Source organism: Campylobacter devanensis (assembly GCF_002139915.1).
Classification (GTDB): domain Bacteria; phylum Campylobacterota; class Campylobacteria; order Campylobacterales; family Campylobacteraceae; genus Campylobacter; species Campylobacter devanensis.
In genome coordinates, this window is the sequence record NZ_CP018788.1 from 1,517,218 (window position 1) to 1,541,504 (window position 24,287).

24 protein-coding genes, 1 tRNA gene and 1 pseudogene are annotated in these 24,287 nt (G+C 34.2%); 3 read left to right on the forward strand and 23 right to left on the reverse strand.

Annotated features, from left to right (window positions below; all coding sequences use genetic code 11):
- Positions 1 to 372: 372 nt before the first annotated feature.
- The 5 genes from CIGN_RS07630 to ccoG all read right to left on the reverse strand — a co-directional run bounded on the left by CIGN_RS07630 (position 373) and on the right by ccoG (position 8,896).
- Positions 373 to 1,683: a hemolysin family protein gene (locus tag CIGN_RS07630; RefSeq protein WP_086226639.1), complete on the reverse strand. Its 1,311-nt coding sequence runs from the start codon at positions 1,681 to 1,683 to the stop codon at positions 373 to 375.
- Between the two features lie 81 nt (positions 1,684 to 1,764).
- The gene (locus tag CIGN_RS07635) at positions 1,765 to 3,168 is read right to left on the reverse strand and encodes an efflux transporter outer membrane subunit (protein ID WP_086303109.1); all 1,404 of its coding nucleotides are present in this window, start codon (positions 3,166 to 3,168) and stop codon (positions 1,765 to 1,767) included.
- Positions 3,161 to 6,301 (reverse strand): efflux RND transporter permease subunit, encoded by a 3,141-nt coding sequence (locus CIGN_RS07640; protein ID WP_086251239.1) that lies wholly within the window; start codon positions 6,299 to 6,301, stop codon positions 3,161 to 3,163. Before CIGN_RS07640 ends, CIGN_RS07635 begins: the two co-directional genes overlap by 8 nt.
- Positions 6,302 to 7,375 (reverse strand): efflux RND transporter periplasmic adaptor subunit, encoded by a 1,074-nt coding sequence (locus CIGN_RS07645; protein WP_086251240.1) that lies wholly within the window; start codon positions 7,373 to 7,375, stop codon positions 6,302 to 6,304. It abuts the gene before it with no gap.
- A gap of 144 nt (positions 7,376 to 7,519) precedes the next feature.
- Positions 7,520 to 8,896: a cytochrome c oxidase accessory protein CcoG gene (gene ccoG / locus CIGN_RS07650; RefSeq protein ID WP_086283018.1), complete on the reverse strand. Its 1,377-nt coding sequence runs from the start codon at positions 8,894 to 8,896 to the stop codon at positions 7,520 to 7,522.
- Between the two features lie 151 nt (positions 8,897 to 9,047).
- Here ccoG and rpsU point away from each other — a divergent pair, with 151 nt between their 5' ends.
- Positions 9,048 to 9,260, forward strand: a complete 213-nt coding sequence (rpsU, locus tag CIGN_RS07655; protein WP_002848116.1) for a 30S ribosomal protein S21 — start codon at positions 9,048 to 9,050, stop codon at positions 9,258 to 9,260.
- Positions 9,261 to 9,341: 81 nt separating this feature from the next.
- On the opposite strand, the gene CIGN_RS07660 is transcribed toward rpsU, so the two are convergent.
- Positions 9,342 to 9,429, reverse strand: a tRNA-Ser gene (locus tag CIGN_RS07660).
- 196 nt (positions 9,430 to 9,625) lie between these two features.
- On the opposite strand from CIGN_RS07660, the gene moaC reads away from it, so the two are divergent.
- Together moaC and CIGN_RS07670 are read left to right on the forward strand one after the other, a co-directional pair.
- Positions 9,626 to 10,102 carry a cyclic pyranopterin monophosphate synthase MoaC gene (gene moaC, locus CIGN_RS07665; protein ID WP_086303111.1) on the forward strand — a complete coding sequence of 159 codons (477 nt, stop codon included), beginning with the start codon at positions 9,626 to 9,628 and terminating at the stop codon, positions 10,100 to 10,102.
- On the forward strand, positions 10,095 to 10,361 hold the full coding sequence (locus CIGN_RS07670; protein WP_086303113.1) for an HP0495 family protein: 267 nt from the start codon (positions 10,095 to 10,097) through the stop codon (positions 10,359 to 10,361). Before moaC ends, CIGN_RS07670 begins: the two co-directional genes overlap by 8 nt.
- Positions 10,362 to 10,382: 21 nt before the next feature.
- On the opposite strand, the gene tkt is transcribed toward CIGN_RS07670, so the two are convergent.
- The 17 genes and pseudogenes from tkt to rpmJ all read right to left on the reverse strand — a co-directional run bounded on the left by tkt (position 10,383) and on the right by rpmJ (position 24,079).
- The gene (gene tkt / locus CIGN_RS07675; protein ID WP_086303115.1) at positions 10,383 to 12,287 is read right to left on the reverse strand and encodes a transketolase; all 1,905 of its coding nucleotides are present in this window, start codon (positions 12,285 to 12,287) and stop codon (positions 10,383 to 10,385) included.
- 2 nt (positions 12,288 to 12,289) lie between these two features.
- A complete protein-coding gene (locus CIGN_RS07680; RefSeq protein ID WP_086240945.1) occupies positions 12,290 to 13,117 on the reverse strand; it encodes a polyprenyl synthetase family protein in 828 nt (275 codons plus the stop codon).
- Positions 13,114 to 14,184 carry a DUF7488 domain-containing protein gene (locus CIGN_RS07685; RefSeq protein WP_086270412.1) on the reverse strand — a complete coding sequence of 357 codons (1,071 nt, stop codon included), beginning with the start codon at positions 14,182 to 14,184 and terminating at the stop codon, positions 13,114 to 13,116. Before CIGN_RS07685 ends, CIGN_RS07680 begins: the two co-directional genes overlap by 4 nt.
- A complete protein-coding gene (locus CIGN_RS07690; protein ID WP_086226570.1) occupies positions 14,181 to 14,489 on the reverse strand; it encodes a YbaB/EbfC family nucleoid-associated protein in 309 nt (102 codons plus the stop codon). Before CIGN_RS07690 ends, CIGN_RS07685 begins: the two co-directional genes overlap by 4 nt.
- Positions 14,490 to 14,544: 55 nt before the next feature.
- Positions 14,545 to 14,892 (reverse strand): aspartate 1-decarboxylase, encoded by a 348-nt coding sequence (gene panD / locus CIGN_RS07695; RefSeq protein WP_086226571.1) that lies wholly within the window; start codon positions 14,890 to 14,892, stop codon positions 14,545 to 14,547.
- A 2-nt stretch (positions 14,893 to 14,894) separates the two neighbouring features.
- Positions 14,895 to 16,166, reverse strand: a complete 1,272-nt coding sequence (locus tag CIGN_RS07700; RefSeq protein ID WP_086303117.1) for a UDP-N-acetylmuramoyl-L-alanyl-D-glutamate--2,6-diaminopimelate ligase — start codon at positions 16,164 to 16,166, stop codon at positions 14,895 to 14,897.
- On the reverse strand, positions 16,147 to 16,692 hold the full coding sequence (locus CIGN_RS07705) for a hypothetical protein (protein WP_086226573.1): 546 nt from the start codon (positions 16,690 to 16,692) through the stop codon (positions 16,147 to 16,149). Before CIGN_RS07705 ends, CIGN_RS07700 begins: the two co-directional genes overlap by 20 nt.
- A gap of 350 nt (positions 16,693 to 17,042) precedes the next feature.
- Positions 17,043 to 17,318 (reverse strand): NifU family protein, encoded by a 276-nt coding sequence (locus CIGN_RS07710; protein ID WP_086238515.1) that lies wholly within the window; start codon positions 17,316 to 17,318, stop codon positions 17,043 to 17,045.
- Positions 17,319 to 17,400: 82 nt separating this feature from the next.
- Positions 17,401 to 19,947: an autotransporter family protein gene (locus CIGN_RS07715; RefSeq protein ID WP_086303119.1), complete on the reverse strand. Its 2,547-nt coding sequence runs from the start codon at positions 19,945 to 19,947 to the stop codon at positions 17,401 to 17,403.
- Positions 19,948 to 20,136: 189 nt separating this feature from the next.
- Complete coding sequence (locus CIGN_RS08245) at positions 20,137 to 20,295, reverse strand: hypothetical protein (RefSeq protein ID WP_181892540.1); 159 nt, start codon at positions 20,293 to 20,295, stop codon at positions 20,137 to 20,139.
- Between the two features lie 76 nt (positions 20,296 to 20,371).
- Positions 20,372 to 20,735: pseudogene (locus tag CIGN_RS08485) on the reverse strand (5'-nucleotidase C-terminal domain-containing protein).
- Between the two features lie 417 nt (positions 20,736 to 21,152).
- Positions 21,153 to 21,509, reverse strand: a complete 357-nt coding sequence (gene rplQ, locus CIGN_RS07730; RefSeq protein ID WP_086225410.1) for a 50S ribosomal protein L17 — start codon at positions 21,507 to 21,509, stop codon at positions 21,153 to 21,155.
- Positions 21,510 to 21,525: 16 nt separating this feature from the next.
- A complete protein-coding gene (locus CIGN_RS07735; protein WP_086225409.1) occupies positions 21,526 to 22,524 on the reverse strand; it encodes a DNA-directed RNA polymerase subunit alpha in 999 nt (332 codons plus the stop codon).
- 13 nt (positions 22,525 to 22,537) lie between these two features.
- Positions 22,538 to 23,164, reverse strand: coding sequence for a 30S ribosomal protein S4 (gene rpsD / locus CIGN_RS07740; protein WP_086225408.1), 627 nt, complete (start codon positions 23,162 to 23,164; stop codon positions 22,538 to 22,540).
- Between the two features lie 27 nt (positions 23,165 to 23,191).
- On the reverse strand, positions 23,192 to 23,584 hold the full coding sequence (gene rpsK, locus CIGN_RS07745) for a 30S ribosomal protein S11 (protein WP_086225407.1): 393 nt from the start codon (positions 23,582 to 23,584) through the stop codon (positions 23,192 to 23,194).
- A 9-nt stretch (positions 23,585 to 23,593) separates the two neighbouring features.
- Positions 23,594 to 23,962, reverse strand: a complete 369-nt coding sequence (rpsM, locus tag CIGN_RS07750) for a 30S ribosomal protein S13 (RefSeq protein WP_086225406.1) — start codon at positions 23,960 to 23,962, stop codon at positions 23,594 to 23,596.
- A gap of 3 nt (positions 23,963 to 23,965) precedes the next feature.
- Positions 23,966 to 24,079, reverse strand: a complete 114-nt coding sequence (gene rpmJ, locus CIGN_RS07755; RefSeq protein WP_002848032.1) for a 50S ribosomal protein L36 — start codon at positions 24,077 to 24,079, stop codon at positions 23,966 to 23,968.
- Positions 24,080 to 24,287 lie beyond the last annotated feature (208 nt).

The following is a 24,287-nucleotide window of genomic DNA, read 5'->3' on the forward strand; positions in this document are numbered from 1 at the left end:
AGTTTATATATGGGGGGGATTTTGATAAATTTGAAGAAAATATTGCAAATTTTTTAATAAATTTGAGAAATTTATAAAATTTAGATTAGATATTGTAGATTTAGGCTAAGTGATTTTATAATTTTTAGAGTGGAATTTAGATTGGATTGGATGAAATATTAAATATTATGGGGGTGTAATTAAATTTGTGGGTTTTGGGGTGGTTAATAAGTTGGCTATGGGATAAGAGTGAATTTGATAGTTTTTGGTTATATACTGTATTGGATTATAATAAAGTAAAAAGAAAATGAAAGACGGATGTAATTAAAGAAAAAAGCAATAAGAAAATTTAATTATAAATTTTGCTTATTGCTAAAATATTAAAGATGATTATTAATCAAAATCCTCTTCATCGCTACTTGAGCTTAGTAGTGTAACTTTAAGAGCTCCAATACTTGCTCCATCCATTTTAACAACTTCGTATAAGCAGTTTTGATCTTCTATAGTATCGCCTACTACTGGTAGACGCTCAAATAAATTAAAGACATATCCGCCAATCGTAAGCTGCTCAGTCTCTTCATCAAAGTGAATTCCCATAATCTCCTCAACACCTTCAAGCTCAAATCTACCATTAAATTCATACGTATCATCGGAGATTTTTTTATAGCTTTGATCTTTATCATCGTGTTCATCGTTGATATCACCTACGATCTCTTCAATGATATCTTCCATAGTTACTAATCCAGCAGTTCCGCCATACTCATCAACAACTAGCGCAGCTGAGATTCTATCTTTATTCATCATTACAAGAATCTTTGAAATTGAACTATTTTCAGGTACAATAATAAGCTTTCTTACTATTTTATCAAGATTTTCTATCTTGCCATCTAGGTCATTTTGTAATATATCTCTAATGTGAATCATACCCAAAACGCTATCTTTGCTACCATCTATATATGGAAATCTAGTATATTTGCTTTGGCTTACAATTCTCATATTCTCTTCAAAGCTTAATCTTTTATTTAAGCAGATCACATCTTTACGAGGCGTCATAATCTCTTTGGCTACTGTATCGCTAAAATCCACAGCATTTTTGATTATTTCGCTCTCCATACTATCTAAAACACCGCCTTTTAAGCTCTCTCCGACTATGATTTTAATCTCTTCTTCTGAGTGTGCTAACTCGCTCTCTCTAGCAGGTCTAATACCAATAAGCTTTAAAAACATAGCCGCTACAAAATCAAATGTGCGTATAACAGGAAAAAATATAAGCCAAAAAAAGTATAATGGTCTAGCAACCAAAAGCACGGCTTGTTCGGCTTTGGCGATTGCTACTGATTTTGGCACTAGCTCGCCTAAGACAACATGTAAAAGAGTGATGAAGCTAAAAGCAATAACAAAAGATACCGTGTGTAAAGTAGTTGTATTATCAATATCAAATATAATTTTTAATGGCTCTCTGATGATATCGGCCACAGCTGGCTCGCCGATCCAACCAAGTGCAAGAGAGCTAAGTGTAATGCCAAGCTGCGTGGCACTAAGATAGGTATCTAGAGAATTTGACATTCTTAGAGCGAGTTTGGCATTGGGGCGTTTTTCTTTGACGAGCTCTTCTAAGCGTGATCTTCTAACCTTAACAATACAAAATTCAGATAAAACAAAAAAGCCATTTAATAGTATAAAAATGGCCGCCAAAATTATCATAATAATGGGGTAAGTATCCAATTCTTTTCCTTAAAAAAATTTAAAATGGCTCAATTATAGCATATTTAGTTGAAATTTAATTTAATTTTGCGAATTTGCATTTATACCTAAAAGCTCTTTAGTTTCCTCATCGCTCTCATACTCAAATCCACCGCCAAAGGCCTTAAATACGGCAACTACACTATTTGCAGCCTCTAAATTTGCACTTGTTAAACTAAGCTTTGCTGATAATAAACTTCTTTGAGAGTCCAAAAGCTCTAGATGGCTACTATATCCAGCATCATAGCGACTTTGAGCTATATCATAGACCTTTTGTTGGCTAGCGACTAAATTTGCCGTGCTTTGGGCTTTTATCATTGAGTTTTTTCTACTATCTAGAGCCGTTCTAATCTCGCTAAAAGCATTTTTAACCGCTTTATCATAAGCCAAAAAAGATGCGTTTTGTTCTAAATTTGCAATCTCAACACTATTATATGTTCTTCCAAAATCAAGAAGTGGCCCAATAAGACTTCCGCCTACGCTCCAAATAGATTTATTAACGCTTATTAGATTATCTAAATCTGCACTTGAATATCCAAAGATACCAGTAAGTGATATTTTTGGTAGCCACTGAGTTCTAGCTACACCAACTAGATAATTACTCGATTTTAGCCTCTCTAACGCACTTGCGACATCAGCCCTTTTTAATAATATATCTGAACTAATCCCACTTGGAATTTGTGGTAAATTTGGCAATCTAGTTGCGACATTTATATCAGAGTATAAAATTTCATCTAGACTTCCACCAACTAAAATAGCAAGGGCTGAATTGGCTTGTGAAATTTGAGTTTGTAATCCGGCTAGCTGGGCCCTAGCTTCATCTGCGGTTGCTACTGTTTGGGCATATACTAGCTCATCTATTTCACCACTAGCTAATTGCATAGCCCTATACTCTACACTTTGGATATATGAGATTAGGGTATCTTTTAAAATTTGCTCTTGTTCTCTTAATGAAATTAGCAAAAAATAGGCATTAGCCACACTACTTGCTAAACTAATTCTAGCACTTTCATAATCAAATTTAGTAGCATTATATATAGCTTCACTAGCATTAGCTTTATTTCTTACTCTACCCCATAAATCCAACTCATAGCTTAATACTGCACTAAGAGAGAATTGTTCAACAGTAGGATTATTATAGCCTTTATCGCTCTTGCTAGCTTCACCTTGCAAAGATATATTTGGTAAATACTCTATTCTATCAAGTCTTAGGGCAATTCTAGATTTTTCTATATTATTTAATGCAATTAACAAATCACTATTATTTTGCAGCGCTTTTTGAATGAGTAAATTTAGCCTCTCATCACCAAAACTCTCCCACCAACTCTCATTGATGCTATAAACATCCATTTGATATCTATACTCTTGCTGTATTTCAATCATATCAGGACGAAGAGAGCAGCCACTTATAATAGCTGCTATTAATATTGTAATAACCTTATTCATCTTTTGCTCCAAATTTAGCTCGTTTTCTATCTAGCCACTCATTAAAACTTTCTAATATATAGAAAAATAGTGGCACAAAGAATATCGCAATAGTAGATGCTGCTATCATACCACCGATAACGCCAGTGCCTAATGCGTGGCGTGATGCTGCTCCAGCGCCGGTAGCTAAGGCCATAGGCAATACCCCAAGAGTAAATGCCAAAGAGGTCATAACAATCGGCCTAAATCTCATCTTAGACGCACTAATGGCAGCGTCTTTTATACTTTTGCCTGCTAAATGCTCTTGCATCGCAAACTCAACGATCAAAATCGCATTTTTGGCTGCTAAACCTATTAAAAGAAGTAACCCAATCTCAAAATAAACATCGTTGCTAAGCCCTCTTAAATATGTAAATGCTAACGCTCCAAATACCGAAAATGGCACAGCCGTTACAACTGCTAGTGGCATTAGCCATCTCTCATACTGTGCTGCAAGAATCAAAAATACAAATATAAGTCCAAACACAAAAGCTTGAGCACCCTTGCCAGTACTGCTAACTTCTTGATATGCCGATCCTGCCCAGCCTATATTATACTCTTTACCAAGCTCCTCTTTAATGATTCTTTCAATCTCTTTAATAGAATCACCTGAAGTGTATCCAGGCCTTGGCTCACCCATAATCTTAGCTGCTGGGAAACCATTAAATCTATCTACATTATCAGGCCCCAAACCTCTTGTAAGAGTCATAATAGAATCTAATGGTACTAAATCACCGCTTCTACTACGTACATAAAGCAACCCTAAATCTTCAGGCGAATCTCTATAACTCTCATATGCTCTAATATTTACTTTATATGTTTTACCAAGAATATTAAAATCATTTACATAATACTGACCGATAGTTGAATTTATCGTATCAAATATATCGCTAAATGAGATTCCCATCATCTTGATTTTCTCTCTATCTAAAGTTAAATTATATAGAGGGAAATTTGTATCTAGCGTAGTTCTAACTTGAGTTAAAACCGGGCTTTGATTTGCTTTAGCCACAACTCTTTGCACATCAGCTTCTATTTGATTATAGTTTTTACCTGTGATATTTTGCGCATAAAGCTCAAATCCTCCAGTCATTGATAATCCCATAATAGGAGGTGGAGTCGTAACAAAGGCTAATGAGTTTCTATCAGAACCATATAGAGTTCCCATAAACTGCCCTGCTATTGTCGCAGCTGCATTCTCTTTACCTGGACGCTCATCCCACGGCTGAAGTGTAATAAACATCATACCAGCATTTTCTCTAAGCGATCCAGCCATCATATCATAGCCTGTTAGCGTAGTAACACTTTTTACATTTGGATTTTTAGATACTATACTCTCTATAAACGCAGCATCTTCAAGCGTTCTAGGTAGAGTAGATGCTGGAGGTAGATTGATAATAGTTAATACACTACCTTTATCCTCAGCTGGTACAAGCCCGCTAGGAATAACCTTAAATAGCTCAATCATCATAAATATAATAATCGCTACACTAATCAAACTAATAATAACATGACGTAAAATCTTAGCTACACCAGCAGAAAATACCCTAGTTGAAAAATCAAAAAATTCATTAAATTTACGAACAAACCAAAATGGTGGTTTCTCTTTTTTGCGTAGTATTATCGCACAAAGTGCTGGAGTAAGCGTAAGGGCTACAAGTCCTGATATACACACAGATACAACTAAGGTTAGGGCAAACTGCCTTTGTATCACACCTACAAAGCCCTCCATAAATGCAACCGGAATAAATACCGCTGAAAGAACTAGTACAATAGATATAACCGGTGCCATAATCTCATCCATGGCCTTGATGGTAGCCTCTTTGACACTTAAATTTGGCTCTTCATGTAAAATACGCTCCACATTTTCTATAACGATAATAGCATCATCAACGACAATTCCAATTGCTAAAATAAGTGCAAAAAGTGTAATTAAATTTACCGAAAATCCCATTACATAAATTCCAGCAAACGCACCTAAAATTGATACTGGAACAGTAAGCAGCGGAATAAATGTAGCCCTAATATTTCCAAGGAACATATAAATAACAATTACAACTAAAATAATAGCTTCTATAAAAGTCTTAACAACCTCATCAATTGAAACTTGAACAAACTCAGTCGTATCATATGCTATTCTATAAGTCATATCTCCTGGAAAATTATCTTTTAACTCTTCAACTCTGGCTTGAACTGCTTGGGCGGTTTCTAAAGCATTGGCTCCACTTTGTAAAAATATAAGTACTGGAATCATACTACCGCCATTAAAGCGTCCAGAAAATGCATAACTTTGAGCTCCAAGCTCAACATTAGCAACATCTTTTAACCTAATAATATTTCCATTTAAATCAGCTCTAATTATAATATCTTCAAATTCGCTAATTTGAGTTAGTCTTCCTTCTGGCTTAATAGAATATACATATGGATTTCCAGTAGCCATAGGTTGTTCGCCTATCTTTCCAGCTGCATATTGTGAGTTTTGTTCTTTGATAGCATTAATTACTTCATTAACAGTCATATCATAATGCTTTAATAAATCTGGCTTTATCCATACTCTCATAGAGTACTCTTTATTACCAATTACAACAGCATCACCTACACCCTTAACGCGTTTTAACTCATCAGCAACATTGATACTTACATAATTAGATAGCTCAGTATCGTTCATCTTTTTACTTGGGTCATAAAAAGCCAAAACCTCTAAGATATTACTACTTCTTTCATCTACTTTTACACCGACTCTACGAACTTCTTCTGGAAGTTTTGATAAAATTGGACTTACTCTATTATTTACATTTACTGAAGCAGTTTGAGGATCTGTGCCAATCTCAAAGAAAATATTTAAGCTCATTGTACCAGCTGAACTTGATGTGCTTTGCATATATATCATATCATCAACGCCATTTATAGCCTCTTCTAATGGAGCTGCAACTGCACTTGCGATAGTTTGAGCATCTGCGCCACTATATGTAGCTTGCACCACAATTTGTGGTGGCGTAAGCTGTGGATACTCCTCTATAGCAGCATTTTTAAGACCGATAAGACCTGCTAAAACTATAATAATAGATATTACGCAGGCAAAAACTGGACGATTGATAAAAAATTTAGAAAACATCTACTCGCCTTTTGTTTCTACTATTTGGACTGATGAGCCATCTTGAATCTTTTTAAAATTATCCAAAATTACCTTATCTCCATCTTTTAATCCACTTGATACAACAACACTAATGGCATCTTGAGAGGCTATTTTAATAGCTCTTTTTGATACTTTACCATTTTCTACTACATATACAAACGGATTTACTAAATCTTGTAATACTGCAATTTGTGGGATTTTAAATCCATCTTTTTGATAAAATCCATATACTTTTACAGCAGCAAATACGCCTGGGCGAATTTGAGTTTGATTATTATCAAATTTAGCTTTTGCTTTTACAGTGCCGCTTTTTGAATCTACTACGCTATCAAGAAAGCTTATAGTTCCATTATACTCATTACCATTGGCTAACTTTATCTGCACTGTTGAATGTAGCTGTTTCCACTGGCCACTTTTGCTTTTTTCATCAATATCAAGCCTATCACGATCTGATATTCCAAATTCAACAAATATTGGATTTAGTTTTGTGATTCGAACTAAATCATTATCAGTAGTGCTAACATATGAACCAACATCTTTAAGTGTATCGCCAATAACTCCATCAAAAGGTGCAGTCACCACAGAGTAATCTAAATCAATTTTAGCGTTATTTAAATTTGCTAAAGCTGAGCCGTATGCGCTACTAGCTGCGTCAAATTCCTTAGCCGATATTGCATTTTTAGCTTTTAGATTTACTGCTCTATCATATTGAGCTTTAGCGTTTTTAAAATTTGCTAATCTATCATTATAGATTGCTCTATATTTTGATTCATCAATTTGATATAGTTTATCGCCTTGCTTAACCATACTACCTGGAGTAAAAAACTGCTTTTCAATAGAGCCAGTTACCTTGCCTTTGATTATTACATCCATCTCGCTTACAACTTGACCGTTAAATTCAAGATTAATAGGAATATCGCCCATTTTTGCTACAGTTACACTTACTGGAAGTGCTCGAGCGGCTTGTGGAGCATTGCTTTTTTTGCTATCACTGCAACCTACTATCATCAAAGCAGCAAAGCCAAGAGTTAAAAATTTGCAAAATCTATTCATAATAATAACCTTTCAAATTGCGTATTTGAACTGAATTAAATTTTGGTATTCTACAAAAATTTTGTTAAGAAAAAATTAATATGGTAAATTATTTTTGATATTCATTATCTAAAAGGAGAGCAATTACTCTCCTTTTAGGTGAATTTATTTTGATTGTATAGCTTTTTCTAGCTCAATCTGCTTAGGATATACAAAGATAGTTTTGCGATCAACACTAATTGTCTCCTTAGCATCTTTGGCATATGCATTAATTGTAATATCTATTGGAGTATCTCGTCTTGTATCATCTACTAGCGTCTGTATTGTGCTTAATACCACAATTACTTTTTTCTTTCCACCAGCTTTTAATTTAATAGGCTCAAGCGGTCTATCGATTTTAATTCTAGTCTCATTGATATCAAAATAGTATGAATGCTCAACATTATCAGTATTTTGTATTAAAAATGTATATGCATTTTGCACTTTTGGTGTATTATCATCAAGCACCTTAATACTATAAAGTTGAGTAGCCCTATTTATATTTAATAACATATGCTCTTTTTTGGTTGTCATTAGCCCTAGCGCAATCACAGCAATAGATAATGCAATCATATAGCCAATTGTTCTAAATCTAAAATATTTAACCTTACTTCTAGTTTTAATAGCCTTAGCGCTAGTCCAATTAATTAAGCTCTCTTTGCCTAGTTTGCCCATTACCTCGCTACAAGCATCACTACATTCAAGACAGTTAATACACTCAAGCTGCATACCTTTTCTAATATCTATATGAGTTGGGCATACTCTTACACAAGCCTCGCAACCTATACACTCAGCACCTGGAGTAGTTGGCTTTTTACCTAATTTTGTATGACCATCATATAATTTACCTCCACGATTTTCATCATAAATCACCTGAATTGTATCATTGTCAAACATAACGCTTTGCACTCTAGCATACGGGCAAACATATATACAAAAATTCTCAGCCAAAAACACCACATCAAAAACTAAAAATGTTGTAATACCTATTAAAATTCCAACTAAAAGTTTATGTTCTGCTGGATTACTAAGATAAGCAAAAAAATCCTCAGGTGGTACAAAATACCACATAAAATTACTAGCAGCTACAAATGCAAGAGCTGCCCAAATAATTACTGAGATAGTTTTTTTGATTATATTCTCATCAAATTCTTTTTGTTTATCTTTGATATTTTTGCGAATTTTAAGAATTTTAGTGCAGATTAAATCTCTATAAATGACACGAAAAATTGTCTGCGGACAGCTCCAACCGCACCAAACTCTACCGCCCAAAGTAGTAAGAAAAAATATACTTAAAAATAAAATAATAAGTAAAAAAGGCATCAAATAGAGCTCTTGCATATCAAAAGCAGTAAAAAATAGATGGAGTTGCTTTTTATCAAAACTAAGCAAAAATAGATGATTGCCATTAATGCGGATAAATGGAAGCACCAAAGCGACAATCGTAACGATCAAATACCCAATATATCGCCGTTTGGTATAGTGTGTAGGCGTACAAGACATTGATAATTCCTTATTGATTTTTGGCGTAATTATAACCTTATTATATTAAAATATAGTTAAATCAAATTTTATTATTTGTTTAAGAAATTTAAATTTAAGTTATTTTTGGCTATAATTACCGCTCAAATTTTAACGAAAGGTGGTGAGGATCGTGCCAGGAGTTAAGGTACATCCAAATGAGTCTTTTGATGAAGCATATAGACGCTTTAAAAAACAAACTGACCGTAACTTAGTAGTTACTGAAGTTCGTGCTAGACGCTTTTTTGAGCCTATGACTGAAATTCGTAAAAAACAAAAAATCTCAGCTCGCAAAAAAATGCTTAAAAGACTTTATATGCTTAGACGCTATGAGTCAAGACTCTAATACCATAGGCCGCTTCGGCGGTCTTTTTATTATTTAAATAATCCATATAAATTAAAACTTTAATATATTTTTTATAATTCATGGCGGACAGAGAGGGATTTGAACCCTCGAAGGCTTGCACCTTACACGCGTTCCAGGCGTGCTCCTTCAACCACTCGGACATCTGCCCAAAACAATAAGTAAAATAAATACTGGTTAAAAACGGATAAAACACCCACTCAAAAGAGCGAGTGTCTTTACAAAAAGGAGGTTATTTGTTTAGGAGCTTTAATTATATAATTAATTTTTTAATATATGATAAATATAAGATAAAGTAAAAATAATTAAGATAAAATTTGATATAATCAATCAAAAAAAGGATAAAAATGCTAACACATTTAAATGAAAAAAATATGCCCAAAATGGTAGATGTAGGCGATAAAGATACCACCAAAAGAGTCGCAATCGCTAGTGGCACTATCACAATGTCGCAAGAAGCTTACAATGCGATTAAGCAAAACACAGGCAAAAAGGGCCCTGTCTTACAAACTGCCGTTATAGCTGCAATTATGGGTGCTAAACGCACTAGCGATTTAATCCCAATGTGCCACCCTCTTGCTTTAAATTCAGTCGATATCGATATAGAAGATATGCCAAATTTGCCAGGTTTTAAGCTCATTTCTAAGGTTATAACTCATGGTAAAACAGGCGTAGAGATGGAGGCTTTAAGCAGTGTTAGTATCGGGCTTTTGACTATTTATGATATGATAAAAGCTATTGATAAATCCATGGTAATTAGCGATATCGCTTTAGAATCAAAAAGCGGAGGCAAAAGTGGCGAATATAGGAGAAAAAATGGCTAAAATTTGCGATCTAAATGGCAAAAAACCAGAAATAATCTATCCAATATTTTGGGAATATAAGGTAATATTTGATAGTTTAAGCGATGAAAAAAGCATTATAAAAGAGTGCGTAGGCAATAGAGAATACAAACTTCAAAGCTCTCACACTAGCAAAAATGCCAAATTCAAAAGCTTTAATCTAAGCGTATTAGTAAATAACAACACAGAGCGTTTAGAGCTATTTACTCTACTTAAAAAACACTCTAAATTTGTATTATAACTCTAGCCAATTGGCTAGAGCTTATTTTATCATATCTTTAGCGATATTAGCTACATTTGTGGCACTAAATCCAAAATATTTAAATAGCTCATCAGCTGGAGCTGAAGCACCAAATGATCTCATTCCAAGCACATTATCAGCAAATTTATACCACTCAAGCGCTGTTGCAGCCTCTACGGCTAAGATTTTTGTTTGTGGTGCAAATATGCGATTAATATAGCTAGACTCTTGCTCGCATAATAGATCAAAACACGGTGCAGAGACGACATTTACGCCAATACCGCTATTTTCTAATAATTTAGATGCTTCAAGGCATAATCCAACCTCACTACCGCTAGCTACTAGTGTAATTTGCGGATTTTGGCTCTCTTTGATGAGATAAGCACCATTTGCCACGCTACCAAATTTAGGCTCATCTAATGGATTCAATCCCTGTCTTGAACAGACAAAAGCACACGGTGCATTAAGCCTAAGCGCAACCTTCCAACACTCTACATTTTCCACGCCATCAGCTGGGCGAAATGTATAGAAATTCGGCATTGCTCTAAATGTACTAAGCTGCTCAATTGGCTCATGTGTTGGGCCATCTTCACCTACTCCGATACTATCGTGCGTCCAGATAAAATAGTGTTTAAGCTTCATTAACGCCGCAAGTCTAGCTCCAGCTTTGAGATAGTCGCTAAATATAAAAAATGTCGCACTAAATGGGATGAAAATTCCATACCTAGCATAAGCATTACAGATAGCAGCCATAGCGTGTTCTCTGATACCAAAGTGTAGATTTTTGCCGTTTGGATACTCACCAAAGCCCTTTAACTCTGTTTTATTACTAGGTGCTAAATCCGCACTACCACCTATAAAACCTGGCAAAGCAGCGGCGATAGCGTTTAAAATTTTACCATTGCTATCTCTTGTAGCTATCTTTTGAGCGTTAAAAACAGGAAATTCTATCTTGCTAAAATCAGGATTTAAGAGTGAATTCAATAGCTCTTTTTTGTCTTGGCTTAACTCGCTTACTTTCTTATCCCATAAGGCATTTGCCAAATCGCCCCTTTCTAAGGCTAGATTAAACCAAAATTTCACATCATCATCTACAAAAAAACTCAAATTCGGATCAAATCCGGCTGCTTCTTTAGCCTTAGCTATAATCTCAGCACCAAGCGGAGCGCCATGAGCGTGGTGGCTGCCTTCTAGCTCGCCAGCACCTTTAGCGATTTTGGTTTTGGCAATTATGAGATATGGTTTTGTTTTGTTTTTGGCTTCATTTAGGGCAAATTCAATCTCATCATAGCTATGACCATCTATCTTAGCAACTTCAAATCCAGCCGCTTCAAATCTAACCTTAACATCTTCAGCCCAAGCTATAGATGTATCGCCTTCTATTGTGATCTCATTGCTATCATAAATTATTACAAGGTTATCAAGATTATGCTTGCCAGCTAATGCACAGGCCTCGTAGCTAATCCCTTCTTGCAAATCACCATCGCCACATAGGCAATATACCTTATGATTGATAATATCGCTACCTAGTAAATTTTGAGCTGATTTTGCAGCCATAGCAAAGCCAACTGCGTTTGCAACGCCTTGGCCAAGAGGCCCTGTAGCGATCTCTACACCAGCAGTCTCTATCTCGGGATGGCCTGGAGTCTTAGAGTGGAGTTGGCGAAACGCCTTTAAATCATCCAAGCTAACATCATACCCACTAAGGTGTAAAAAACTATATACCAAACTACTAGCATGACCACCGCTAAAGACTAATCTATCACGATTTAACCAATTTGGATTTTTAGGATTATGGTTTAGATGAGTGCTTAAAACTGTAACTATATCAGCTAGCCCCATTGGCGCACCTGGGTGACCTGAATTTGCTTTTTGCACCATATCAGCACATAAAAATCTTATTGTATCGGCCTGTTTTTTATACATTTTTATCCTTTTAGGTATTTGTTTATTAAGTTTGTAACCAACTCTTTTACATCTTGATTTTGAATTTGATTGATAATTTGCTTTTCTAGCTCATCTCTAGCTTCTATGGCTTTATCAACACCAAGTAAATTTGTAAATGAGTTTTTGGAACTATCATTATTTGTAGGTTTTCCAGCTTTATCGCTACTACTTGTAGCATCTATTATATCATCATGAATTTGAAATGCAAGACCTAGCTTTAAACCAGCCTTATATATATCATTAGACTCTTCATCACTTGCACCAGCTACTATTGCACCAATTTGCATACTAGCAGCAATTAATGCACCTGTTTTATGCAGATGTAAAAACTCAAGCTCATCTAAGCTTAACTTTTTATTTTCAAAATAGCAATCAATGGCTTGACCAATTACCATTCCATCAAGGCCGCCATTTTTACTTAATACTTGTATACATTTTATAGCAATGTGTGGCGGTAAATTTGAATTAGCCAACACTCCAAATGCTGCAGTATTTAGCGCATCTCCAGCTAAGATTGCAGTAACCTCATCATATTTTACATGCAAGGTTGGCACACCACGGCGAAGATTAGCATTATCCATCGCTGGAAGATCATCGTGGATGAGCGAATATGTATGCAAAAGCTCCACAGCTAAAGCTGCTGCATATGGATCGCACAATGGATTAATGGCCTTTGCAGTGCCTATAACTAATTGGGCACGAAAATGCTTTCCTCCAGCTTTTAAAACCCAAGCAAGAGCTTCATTAAAATGCGGATGAAAACTCTCTACGCTAGGCAAATTTGATTCTAGATACTCTAGAAAGCTCATCTATTTACTCGCACAAAAAACTGAAAATCATCTCTAGAAACTAAAATATATACTAATCCACTTTTATTTTTCATTAACTCATCTATTTTAGAAATACTTTTAATTGCTACGCCATCAATTTGCATAATCTTATCACCAGCTTTTAGTCCTAATTTTGCAGCTTTTGAATTAGCCTTAATGCTTGTAATAACTAATGATTTATTAAAGCTAGCACCAAATTCAGATGAAAATTTAGACTTTGGCTGTGTTTTTTTAATTGCAGTTTTATTGCTCTCAGCTTCTTTTATATCTAAATTTTTAACTGTAATATTTGCCATTTTTACATCGTAGCTTAGTGGTTTTCCATCACGCTTTATCTCAAATTTAAGCACCGAACCCTTATCGGCAAATAGCACCATCTCATTTATTTCTCTTAAATTTTTTGGCGTTTTGCCATTTACTGAGACGACTATATCAGAGCTTTTAAGCTCCTTGCCTGAACCAAATGGATTTACACTTTGAACTTTTATAGTAGCATTATCTTCGCTAAATTTAACTCCAATATCACCATAATACACATCGTCATATCGCATAAAATGCTTTAAATATCTATTTGGAATAAATTTATCATCGCCTAGGCTAATTCCTACCATTGAAGCGCAATCGCATACTAGCATTCCAACCTTACCTGTTTTAAAGCTAAGCTCATCAAATTGACCTAATTCACTACCAAAACTCTTAATATGCCCCATATTTGTAATGTTTTCTTGTAGCGTCATAACCCACATATCTTGCTTACTATCGAGCTCATCAAGCATAAATGCACCACGCAAAGAAAACCCTGGTCTAACCAAATATAGCCCTAAATATGGGTCAAATTTAATATAATCCTTTTTATTTAGTGGATTTGCCTTATCATAAACAACAGCAGCATATTCACCATTTAAAGAGATTGCTGTTTGATCTTTGTAGTTAAACTGCGACTCACGCATTTTATCATAAATCGCCGTTCTATCAGCGATTGTCGGCTCTGGGGCGGCATGCAAAATCGCCCCAACCACTAAAATAGCAGCCAAAATCTTTCTCACCTTATACCTCCAAAACCGCCAAGTAAAGATGCGGCTGCATTTTGCTTTTCATCGTTAGCTAGTTTAATAGCATCATTCACGGCTGAAATTAGCAAAATTTGCAAGCTATCCTTATCTTCAAGCAAGGAATCATCTATGCAAATATCTAGAATTTCGGCCTTGCCATTAATCTTAACACTAATTAATCCACCGCCTGATTTACTCTCAAACTCTTTTGCGGCAATCTGCGCCTCAAATTCGCTTGCTTTTTGCTGGGCTTGAGCCAACATTTCACCCATTTTTGAAAAATCAAAATCCTTAAACATATTTAACCTTTAAATTTTGGCGATTATAACAAATGAGCCATTAAATTTGGCTTTTTTAGTCATCTATTTTATTATTTGAATCTACATGAACAATAGTTGGTTTAAATTTTTTAGCCTTTTTTACACTCATTGTAGCATAACTAACTATTATAATAATATCACCTATACAAACCTTTCTAGCAGCTGCTCCATTTAAACATATTTCGCCCTCTTTTTCCCCTTTTATTACATAAGTTGCAAATCTCTCACCATTATTTACATCTAAGATTTCAACCTTTTGAAATTCGATTAAATTTGCAGCCTTCATCAGATTTTCATCAATTGTAATAGAGCCTACATAGTTTAAATTTGCATCAGTTACTGTGGCTCTGTGAATTTTGCTAGCTAGCATCTGTATTTTCATTTTTATCCTTTATTGCTTAATATTTCTTTTACTATTTTTTGATCGCTAAATGGATACTTTATCCCATTTATCTCTTGATAATCCTCATCTCCTTTACCTAAAATGAGTAAAACTTCGCCATTTTGTATATCTATTGCCCTTTTAATGGCCTCTTTACGATCGGTAATTTTAATGGTATTTGGCGGCATTTTAGAAGCAACTTGTTCTATTATTGAATTTGGATCTTCGCTACGAGGGTTATCGCTTGTTACGATTGCAACCTTAGCATATTTCGCAACTATTTGTCCCATTATAGCTCGCTTACTTTTATCTCTATCACCACCAGCACCAAAGACTACTATCAACTCTCTTTCTGTTATGGAGCTTAAAACTTTTTCTATCCCATCTGGTGTATGTGCAAAATCTACAATAATATCAGGAGATACTATCTCCATTCTACCAGCTACTCCACTAAAGCCTTTTAAAGCATTGCAAATAGATTGAAGGTCTAAATTTAGCAACTTCTTGCTTGCAGCAATAACGCCAAGAGCGTTATAGAGATTAAATTTACCATGCAAATTTAGGCTTAAATTTGCTATTTCGCTCTTGCTTTGTATAGTTGATATTATGCCATCTTTTAACTCAAAATTACTAGCGATTATGTTGCCGTTTTTTAATGAGTAGGTAAGTGCATTTAAAGCATTATAGCTAATATTTTTATCGTCGCAATTTATAATTTTATCGCTTGAATCTGATAAAAAGCTTGATTTAACTCTAGCGTACTCATCAAAGCTTTTATGAAAATCTAAATGGTCTTGACTTAAATTCGTAAAAATTTTTAAAGCAAATTCTAGCCCTTCAATACGATTTTGCGCTATAGCATGAGAGCTAACCTCCATTATAAAATATTTACAATCACATTCAACTGCTTCTTTTATATAGCTTAGAGTCTCTAGAATTTGACTAGTTGTCAACCCTTTTTTAGCAATCTGCCTACCATCTACAAATGATCCACATGTCCCACTAATAGCACATTTATAGCCCAAATTTGAGAGGGTATGAGCAAGTAAAAACGCCGTTGTAGTCTTGCCATTTGTACCTGTAATTCCAATAATTTTTATACGTTCTTTAAGTCCTAAAATCTCTATAGCTTGTCGTGGGCTAATTAGTTTTGCTCCAGCATCTAGCGCATCATCTGCATATTTTGAATTTGAATTAGTAACTACAAAATAAGCCCCAGTCGTAACATCATTAGAATTATCAGTTAAAAATCCATTATTTAAGGCTATTTTCATCTTTATCCTTAATCTTTTCTAGCATAATTGCTAAGCGCTCATCTCCTGCAAACATCTTAGTTGAACCCTCTAAATACTTTAGTCCAATCTCCGTAAATCCATTATCTACAAGGAAATTTACCAGCTCAAAAAGCTCATCTTTATGCATAATTATGATTTTAGTTGAAAATAAAATGCTCTCAAATAGACTTTTAAAATTATTTTCATTTAACAAATTTTTAAAATCAGCATAAGTAATAGCATTTTGGCTTTCAATCTCCATATTGCTCTCTTGGGCTGAGCTTTGCATAATCTCAATCATCTCATTAAATATTTGCGTATTGTCATCTTGAGCTGGATCAAAGTATATTGCAAAGAGCGAGAAAGCATCATTTGGATTATCCTTTGCTATATCGCAAAACTCAATAAATGCAAGCAACTCATCGCTTGGCAATTTATTATACGCCATGCTAAGGCTTATTTTAGCTAGCTCAAATTGACCTTGCTTAAATAATTTTATCGCAATTTCTTTGTAATTTTGCTCCATCTATTCCCCTGGATATAGCATAAATTTAAAAAAATTTTGACTAATTATACACAAAATATAAAAAATTTAGATTAAATAGAGCCTATTTTTAGGCTCTATTAATAGAATTTATAAGTAGTTCTAAAGTTTGTGCTATAGATTTTATCATCGCTATTTATATCATCTCCTAGGTTTAAATTTTAACTTAGATTTTAGTTGCATTAGTAGATGCTATAACCACACACGCCAAAAGAGATAATTCAAAATTTACCATTTTCACTGCTTAAGACTAAAAATACAGCAAAATCCTCCACTATCTTTTATAAAATATAATAAATTTTATCTGAATTTAGTTTGAAACATGTAAGATTTTACATCTTTGATATATCAAATTCTTGACCGATTGGAATATTTACTACTGTCAATTCTGGATGAATATCGTTGCGAATCTGCTTTTCAATCCCAAATTTAAGCGTCTGACCACTTGCAGCACAGCCGTTACAATGTCCTATTAATTGCACATAAACAACTCCATTTTTAATCCCTAAAAGCTTCATACCGCCACCATCACGCTCAAGCATAGGCATTACAACTTTAAGGCTCTCTAAAATTGGCTCATATAGCTCCTCATCGCTAAATGGTATCATTATTATCCTTTTGTATTTTTAATAATTATATAGCAGTATAAAAAATTTAGATTAAATGGAGCCTATTTCTAGGCTCGAGTTATTAGAATTTATAAGCAGCTCCAAAACTTGTGCTATAGATTTTATCATCGCTATTTACATCGGCTCCTAGGTTTAAATTTATACTTAGATTTTTAGTTGCATTATATGCGATTCCAGTATCAATTGCAAAATTTGTATGTTTTTTATCATTGCCTTTGATATTAAATCCAGCGCTTGAACCTGCAAATGAGCTTCTAGTAAATCCTTCATCATTGATTAAATCTCTTTTGATTTTAGCATTAGCATATATTGAAATTTCATCAAAGTTTTTAACCATTTCAAGACCTAGTTTAGCTTTTAAATTCTTAACTGTATTGCTCTGTATTTTTTGAAAGTCTGCTCCGGTTTCATCTTTTAGAGTGTAGTTTTGAGTTTTAGAATATAGATAATCTGCTCCAATATATGGTTTAATGCTTGCATTATCATTGATAGCAAATCTATAACCATAATCTAATCCTAAAGCAATATATGATGAGTTAAAATTAGACTGCAATATTTTATTTATCCCAAAGATATTTTGAGTATAGCTTAAATCATTTTTACCATAACCTCCAGCTATATTAAAGCCAAATTCATTATTATCTAAAAAATATCTAGAATAAAGGCCAAGTTCATAGACATCGCTATCAAGCTTGATATTTTCAGTTTTGGAATTTGTATATGAGAAGTAACCACCAATTAGCAAGTCATCTATCATTCTATCATAGCCTAAAATTGCGCCATAGATTTTTGGATTTGTGCCATCTTTAAAGTCGCCTTTAGCACCTAGGGCATTTAGATAAAATGAGTTTTGATACGCAGCCATCTCATCAGCCATCATTGAAAGAAGCACACCGCTACTAACATCAGCAAATTTTTGCCCCTCAAGAGATTCGATGAAATTTGCAAGTTGGCTCGCATTTGAGCGAGTTGTAACATTTGAAATTCTTTTGCCTACTTCATTTTTTGTAGCCAAGTTAAATGTATTTATCAAATTTGAAGTAGCATTTATAGAGTCTTGCGAGTTCTTTTGAATAGCTTTGGCGGTTTTAGATATTATTTGAGCAGCTTCTTGATTGCCCTGTGCAGCTTGAGCAGCTAGCTTTATGCCCTCAGTTGCTATTACACCATTGCCTTTAGTATCTTCTATAGTAAATAGCGATGTGATAATATCTAAGTCTTGGGCGGTTAGATTTATGCCTAATGCTTGAGCAGATTGAGCTATAAAATCGATTTTATCGTTAATTGGTTTGTTTTGCATATCATTAGACATTAAAATTTGGACTAATAGCTTTTTGCCATCTCCACTTAAATTTAAAGTAGCATCAATTATATTTTGGTCATATTTTACGAAACCATCTTCATTTGCATCCTGATTATTTGGGTCAAAATACATTGCATAGATATTTTCATCGGTTACTTTATTTTCTATCGCTTCTTTACTCTCTAAAAATACTACCTGATTTAAATTTGATATATCGCCACTTGTTGCATAGATTCCAATCTCTGTAGTATCCCCTAAAGTTGTTTTACCTTCAACTGTGATTTTAGGGGCATTATCTGCACTCGCTCCATAATAGATTACGCCATGATTTTCAAAGTCTCCTTTGACATTAATTGCTGAACCATTATCTAGTATAATTATACTTTTTTCAGCTCCATTTTTTATTGTAAATTTATCATTAAACAGCACTTTAGAGCCATTTTGAACAACAAGAGCAGAGTCAGTAAGATCAGCCACGCCGCCAACATTTAATGTACTACTATTTTTAAGAAGCATAGCACTATCAATAAGAGTTAATTTATCTTTGAAATTTGCATTTGAGCTATTATTTAACTCTGTATCGGAATTATTAAAATTTACCTCACCTGCAACATTTAAATTTGATTTAGCAATCTTAATAGCGCCATCATTTACAACAAATTCACTATTTATAAATTCTATAGTACCAGAATTTTTTACGGTTAGCGCACCTTTAATTGCAGTATTTGAGTTATCTTTAACAATAAGATGCGTTCCTTCAAATATTGCATTTTTATCAATCTCTAGTTTACTATCATTAACAACATATATTTTACTTCCATAATCTACAAGATTATCAATTTTAGCAGTAGAGCCATGATTTATTAAAGCATCTGTATCGTAAAATGTCGCTTCTCCCTTGATATCTAAAGTACTATTATCAAGTAATAGACTTCCTCCGCTAAAATCATTATCTTGTTCAATTACAGGCCATGAAAGATCGCCATCCATTATGTCTAGTTTTTCATTGAAAACTACAGTCGAATTATTAATAATATGAAGATATGGATGTTCTATAAACACTTCATTTTCAAAAATTGCATTTGAATTATTTTTAATGCTTATACCAGCTTGAAAAAAGGATGGAACCCTAGATATTAGCTTTCCATTGTTATCTACATTAATACTTGCATTTGTGGTAGTACCTGTTATAATTTTTGTTTCTTTGTTAATGTCAACAGACTGAAAGTAACCAATATTATCCCAATAATCTCCCAGTTCTATTATTGGTATGTTATTTAAATCTCCAGCAACTAACTGTTGCACCCCCCCCCAACAAGAATCGCACACGCAAGTGCGGATAACTTAATCTTTGCCAAATTGCACTCCTTAATTTTAAAATAAAGATTAAATTATATCATAAATTCACTAGCTTTATAGCTAAAGAAAATATATTAACCCGGCCTTAATACTACAATGCTAATGAATAGGCTAGGGATTTATGCAAAATTAGAATTATTGCTTAATTATTGTAATTCTACCATCTATTATTGGGGTTATTTTGGTTTTTTGGCTTTTGATGTAGTCTATTACCGCTTGACTAAGTAGCACTGAATTATCAAATATTTCTAAATTGCTAAATATATCTTTATAGCGCGGATCGCTATAAATCACATAATCATTAGTCGCTAAGTAGTAGGTGCGATTTATATCTATGGGAGCTTAATTTAATTTAAGATTTAAAAGTTTGCTATTTTTTTTCATCTTTTTCATACAAAATAGTATGAGAAACAGCCGAAGATACTTGCATAAATGATCCGCTTCCTTGTGACACTTTAGCAACTGCATCAAAAAGCTCTAAAAGAGTTTTACCATCGATTTTTACCACATATATATTATTTTTATATGGCAATGCTGTAAGGATATGCTCTTTTTATCTCTCCTTTTGGTAGTCCAAAGCGTATACCTCCACCATTCATCATAGCAAAATCTACACTAATATTACGATCTTTTAGATATCCAACTACACTATCACAGACAAGATTGCCTATGGCACTCTCTTGGTAGCGGGTTATATTGTTTTTAAACTCAAATTTATCACTAGAGACGCCGATAACTTCGTTTAAGCTTTGGTTTGCCTATTTTATATATGGCTTTAAAATTTTAGAAATTTAGGATCGGCAACAAACTCTTGCTCTGTAATGGCTGTATCTTTCCATTGTATATCAACTAGTTTTTTATCTTTTATTATTTTGCCTACATATTTACCCCATTCATTTGCTGAAACTATAGCGGTTTGATTAACATATAATGGAGTTTGAAATTTGGTAAGTATCTTTTAGAATTTTTATATATTTTTTAGCACTACTTATCTCATTTTTAAATATCAATTCAGAGCCTAGAGATGAACTTGACTTGGTTTGTAGAGCAGATATTATAAATATAACCCCATTTGATTTTTAAAATGTATGGTTTGTAAATTTAGAATACTTAATTAAGCAACTTGCTAGGATCTCTCCTAGCAAATAATTTTATTCAGATACTAGCTCGATATAAGCCATTTCAGCTGCGTCACCTTTTCTGGTGCGTGTTTTGATAATTCTAGTGTAGCCACCATTTCTATTTGCATATTTTGGTGCGATTTGAGTAACTAATTTGTTAGTAGCTTCTTTATCTTGTAAAGATGCAAATACAAATTTATGAGCGTTAAAATCGCCTTTTCTAGCTCTTGTAATTAATTTTTCTACGTAGCTTCTTAGCTCTTTTGCTTTTGGCAGTGTAGTTTCAATTCTACCAGCCTTAACGATTGCGATCGTAAGGTTTTTAAGCAAAGCAGCACGGTGAGAGCTAGTGCGGCCTAGTTTTCTATATCCGTGATTGTGTCTCATTATCTTTCCTTCGCTTTTATGATTTTAACTCAGCTATCTTTTTTCTGAGTGATTCTTTGCTATCGCCTAGCTTATTCTCGCTAAATGGATAGCCAATTTCAGCCATTACAGCCTTAATCTCATCAAGAGATTTTTTACCTAAATTTTTAAGCTCTTTTAACTCGCTCTCTTCCATCAAAGCAAGCTCACCGATAAATTTAATCTCAGCCTTATCTAAGCAGTTAAAACTTCTAGCTGATAGATTTAAATTTTCGATGCTCTCTAGTAATTTTGAATGCTCACTAGAACCTTGAGATGATGTCATGGCCATATTTACGTCTATACTTAAAATATTATTAAATATTGCCATTTGCTTGTACATAGCCTCAATTGAGTTTTTAAACGCCTCTAAAGGTGACACCTGACCATCAGTAGTTATAGTTAAAACTATTTTTTCATAGTCTGGATTATCCTCAACTAGGACATTTTCAATCTCATAAACTGCATGTTTAACTGGTGTAAAAAACGCATCAAGAGCGATATAGCCACTCTCTACACTCTCTCTAATCTCTTCACTAGGAACATAACCGATACCTTTTTCTATTACCAGTGTAAATTTAAGCTCAGCATCTTCATTTATTGTTGCTAGATATGCTTCAGGATTTACTATACTAACGATATCGTTACATAAATCAGCACCAGTTATCTCTTTTGGCCCTTTGAAGCTATACTCGATAACTTCATGTTCTGAGTCATTTTTTAGCTTAAATCGTAAATTTTTGAGATTTATGATAAATAGTGTTACATCTTCTAGCATACCACGCATACTATCGAATTCGTGCGATACGCCCTCGATTTTAACAGCAGTTGGAGCAAATCCAACTGTACTTGTATAAAGTAGTCTGCGAAGCGGATGAGCTAGAGTAACTGCATAACCAGTTTCAAATGGATATGCTACTATTTTAGCTACATTTTCACTTACTGGGATAACCTCTATATCAGTAGGCATGTAAGCTGATGTTGTTATCTTTCTCATCATACTCTCCTTATTATTTAGAGTAAAGCTCGACTATATATCTTTCCTCAACTGGAATGATAACCTCTTCTCGTTCTGGAATTCTAGTGAAAATTCCATATTTTTTATCTTTTTCTACATCAACCCAAGCCACCATGCCTGTTTGATTAGTAAGCTCTATAGCACGAACGATTTGTGGGTTTTCTTTGCTTTTCTCGACAATTTCTATCTTTTCACCGGCTCTTACTCTGTATGAAGGGATATCAACTCTTTTGCCATTTACTAAGATATGGCCGTGAGTTACTAGCTGTCTTGCGAATCTTCTAGTAGATGCAAAGCCCATTCTATAAACTACATTATCAAGTCTTTGCTCTAATAAAGAGATAAGAAGTGCACCGGTATTTCCCTCTCTTCTTGCGGCTTCGGCAAATAATCTTCTAAATTGTTTTTCACTTACGCCATACATAAATTTAGCTTTTTGTTTCTCTCTTAATTGTAAGCCATATTCGCTTACTTTAGCTTTTCTTTGTCCGTGTTGGCCTGGAGCGTATGGTCTTTTTTCTAATGCGCTCTTGCCAGCTAGTCTTCTTTCGCCTTTAAGTGCAAGAGATACACCTAGGCGTCTTTCTAATTTTTCAACTGGTCCTCTATATCTTGCCATTATAATTCTCCTAAATTCTATCTACAATTACACGCGGCGGCGTTTTGGTGGTCTGCAGCCATTGTGAGCTAGAGGAGTTATATCTTTTAGATATAGCACCTTAATTCCTTCTACTGCGCCGATACTTTTAACTGCTGTTTCTCTACCACTACCTGGGCCTTGAACTTTGATGCCTACTTCTTTAATGCCATGCTCTTTAGCTTTATTTAATGCATCTTCTACAGCTTGTTGAGCTGCGTATGGGGTTGATTTTTTGCTACCTTTAAAGCCTAAGCCACCAGCACTACTCCAAGCAATAGCATTACCCATCTCATCAGTAACCGTAACCATTGTATTATTAAATGTAGCAGAAACATATACAATGCCTCTAGCTATATTTTTTTTAACTACTTTTTTCTTAATTACTTTTCTCTTTGCCATATTTTATCCTTATTTAGTAGCAGCGCCAACAGTTTTTCTTCTGCCTTTTCTAGTTCTTGCGTTTGTTTTTGTTTTTTGACCACGCACTGGCAGACCTTTTCTGTGTCTTAAGCCTCTAAAGCTACCTAAATCCATTAAAGCCTTAATATCCATAGCTACACTTTTTCTTAGGTCACCTTCAACCATATAGTGCTCTTGGATCTCTTTTCTGATCGCAGCGGCTTCATCTTCACTTAGCTCATAAACTCTCTTGTCATAAGAGATACCTACAGCATCAAGAATTTTTCTTGAAGTATATAGCCCTATACCATAGATATATGTAAGGCCATACTCAACTCTTTTTTTCTTTGGTAAATCAACACCTGCAATACGAGCCATACCTTATCCTTGTCTTTGTTTATGTTTTGGATTTTCGCAAATTACATGAACTATGCCTTTGCGTTTGACAATTTTACATTTGTCACACATCTTCTTTACAGAAGGACGAACTTTCATCTGAGTCTCCTAAAAATTATTTACCACTTTTACTAGACTGCACTTAGGTCTAAGAACACGCCTAAACCAACTATTTTCAAAACAAGTGGCACGCTTTGAAAACACTTCTTTATCCAGTTTGGATGCAAAGCGCAAAATTGTATCTAAAATTGGCTTTAAAATTTATAAATTTGAATTTAAATCAAAATGGGATTACGCTTAACAGAGC

Excerpts from the sequence above, each read along its gene's own strand:
- CIGN_RS07630 (WP_086226639.1), bottom strand. The coding sequence starts at position 1,683 with ATGATAATTTTGGCGGCCATTTTTATACTATTAAATGGCTTTTTTGTT.
- rpsM (WP_086225406.1), bottom strand. The coding sequence starts at position 23,962 with ATGGCTCGTATTGCAGGTGTTGATTTACCAAAGAAAAAAAGAGTTGAG.
- rpsD (WP_086225408.1), bottom strand. The coding sequence starts at position 23,164 with ATGGCAAGATATAGAGGACCAGTTGAAAAATTAGAAAGACGCCTAGGT.
- CIGN_RS07705 (WP_086226573.1), bottom strand. The coding sequence starts at position 16,692 with ATGGAGCAAAATTACAAAGAAATTGCGATAAAATTATTTAAGCAAGGT.
- rplQ (WP_086225410.1), bottom strand. The coding sequence starts at position 21,509 with ATGAGACACAATCACGGATATAGAAAACTAGGCCGCACTAGCTCTCAC.
- moaC (WP_086303111.1), top strand. The coding sequence starts at position 9,626 with ATGCTAACACATTTAAATGAAAAAAATATGCCCAAAATGGTAGATGTA.
- CIGN_RS07670 (WP_086303113.1), top strand. The coding sequence starts at position 10,095 with ATGGCTAAAATTTGCGATCTAAATGGCAAAAAACCAGAAATAATCTAT.
- CIGN_RS07640 (WP_086251239.1), bottom strand. The coding sequence starts at position 6,301 with ATGTTTTCTAAATTTTTTATCAATCGTCCAGTTTTTGCCTGCGTAATA.
- CIGN_RS07645 (WP_086251240.1), bottom strand. The coding sequence starts at position 7,375 with ATGAATAGATTTTGCAAATTTTTAACTCTTGGCTTTGCTGCTTTGATG.
- ccoG (WP_086283018.1), bottom strand. The coding sequence starts at position 8,896 with ATGTCTTGTACGCCTACACACTATACCAAACGGCGATATATTGGGTAT.
- rpsK (WP_086225407.1), bottom strand. The coding sequence starts at position 23,584 with ATGGCAAAGAGAAAAGTAATTAAGAAAAAAGTAGTTAAAAAAAATATA.
- CIGN_RS07700 (WP_086303117.1), bottom strand. The coding sequence starts at position 16,166 with ATGAAAATAGCCTTAAATAATGGATTTTTAACTGATAATTCTAATGAT.
- panD (WP_086226571.1), bottom strand. The coding sequence starts at position 14,892 with ATGAAAATACAGATGCTAGCTAGCAAAATTCACAGAGCCACAGTAACT.
- CIGN_RS07710 (WP_086238515.1), bottom strand. The coding sequence starts at position 17,318 with ATGATACCATTTAGCGATGAGGAGCTATATGAGCCAATTTTAGAGAGC.
- rpmJ (WP_002848032.1), bottom strand. The coding sequence starts at position 24,079 with ATGAAAGTTCGTCCTTCTGTAAAGAAGATGTGTGACAAATGTAAAATT.
- tkt (WP_086303115.1), bottom strand. The coding sequence starts at position 12,287 with ATGTATAAAAAACAGGCCGATACAATAAGATTTTTATGTGCTGATATG.
- CIGN_RS07635 (WP_086303109.1), bottom strand. The coding sequence starts at position 3,168 with ATGAATAAGGTTATTACAATATTAATAGCAGCTATTATAAGTGGCTGC.
- CIGN_RS07690 (WP_086226570.1), bottom strand. The coding sequence starts at position 14,489 with ATGTTTAAGGATTTTGATTTTTCAAAAATGGGTGAAATGTTGGCTCAA.
- CIGN_RS07680 (WP_086240945.1), bottom strand. The coding sequence starts at position 13,117 with ATGAGCTTTCTAGAGTATCTAGAATCAAATTTGCCTAGCGTAGAGAGT.
- CIGN_RS07735 (WP_086225409.1), bottom strand. The coding sequence starts at position 22,524 with ATGAGAAAGATAACAACATCAGCTTACATGCCTACTGATATAGAGGTT.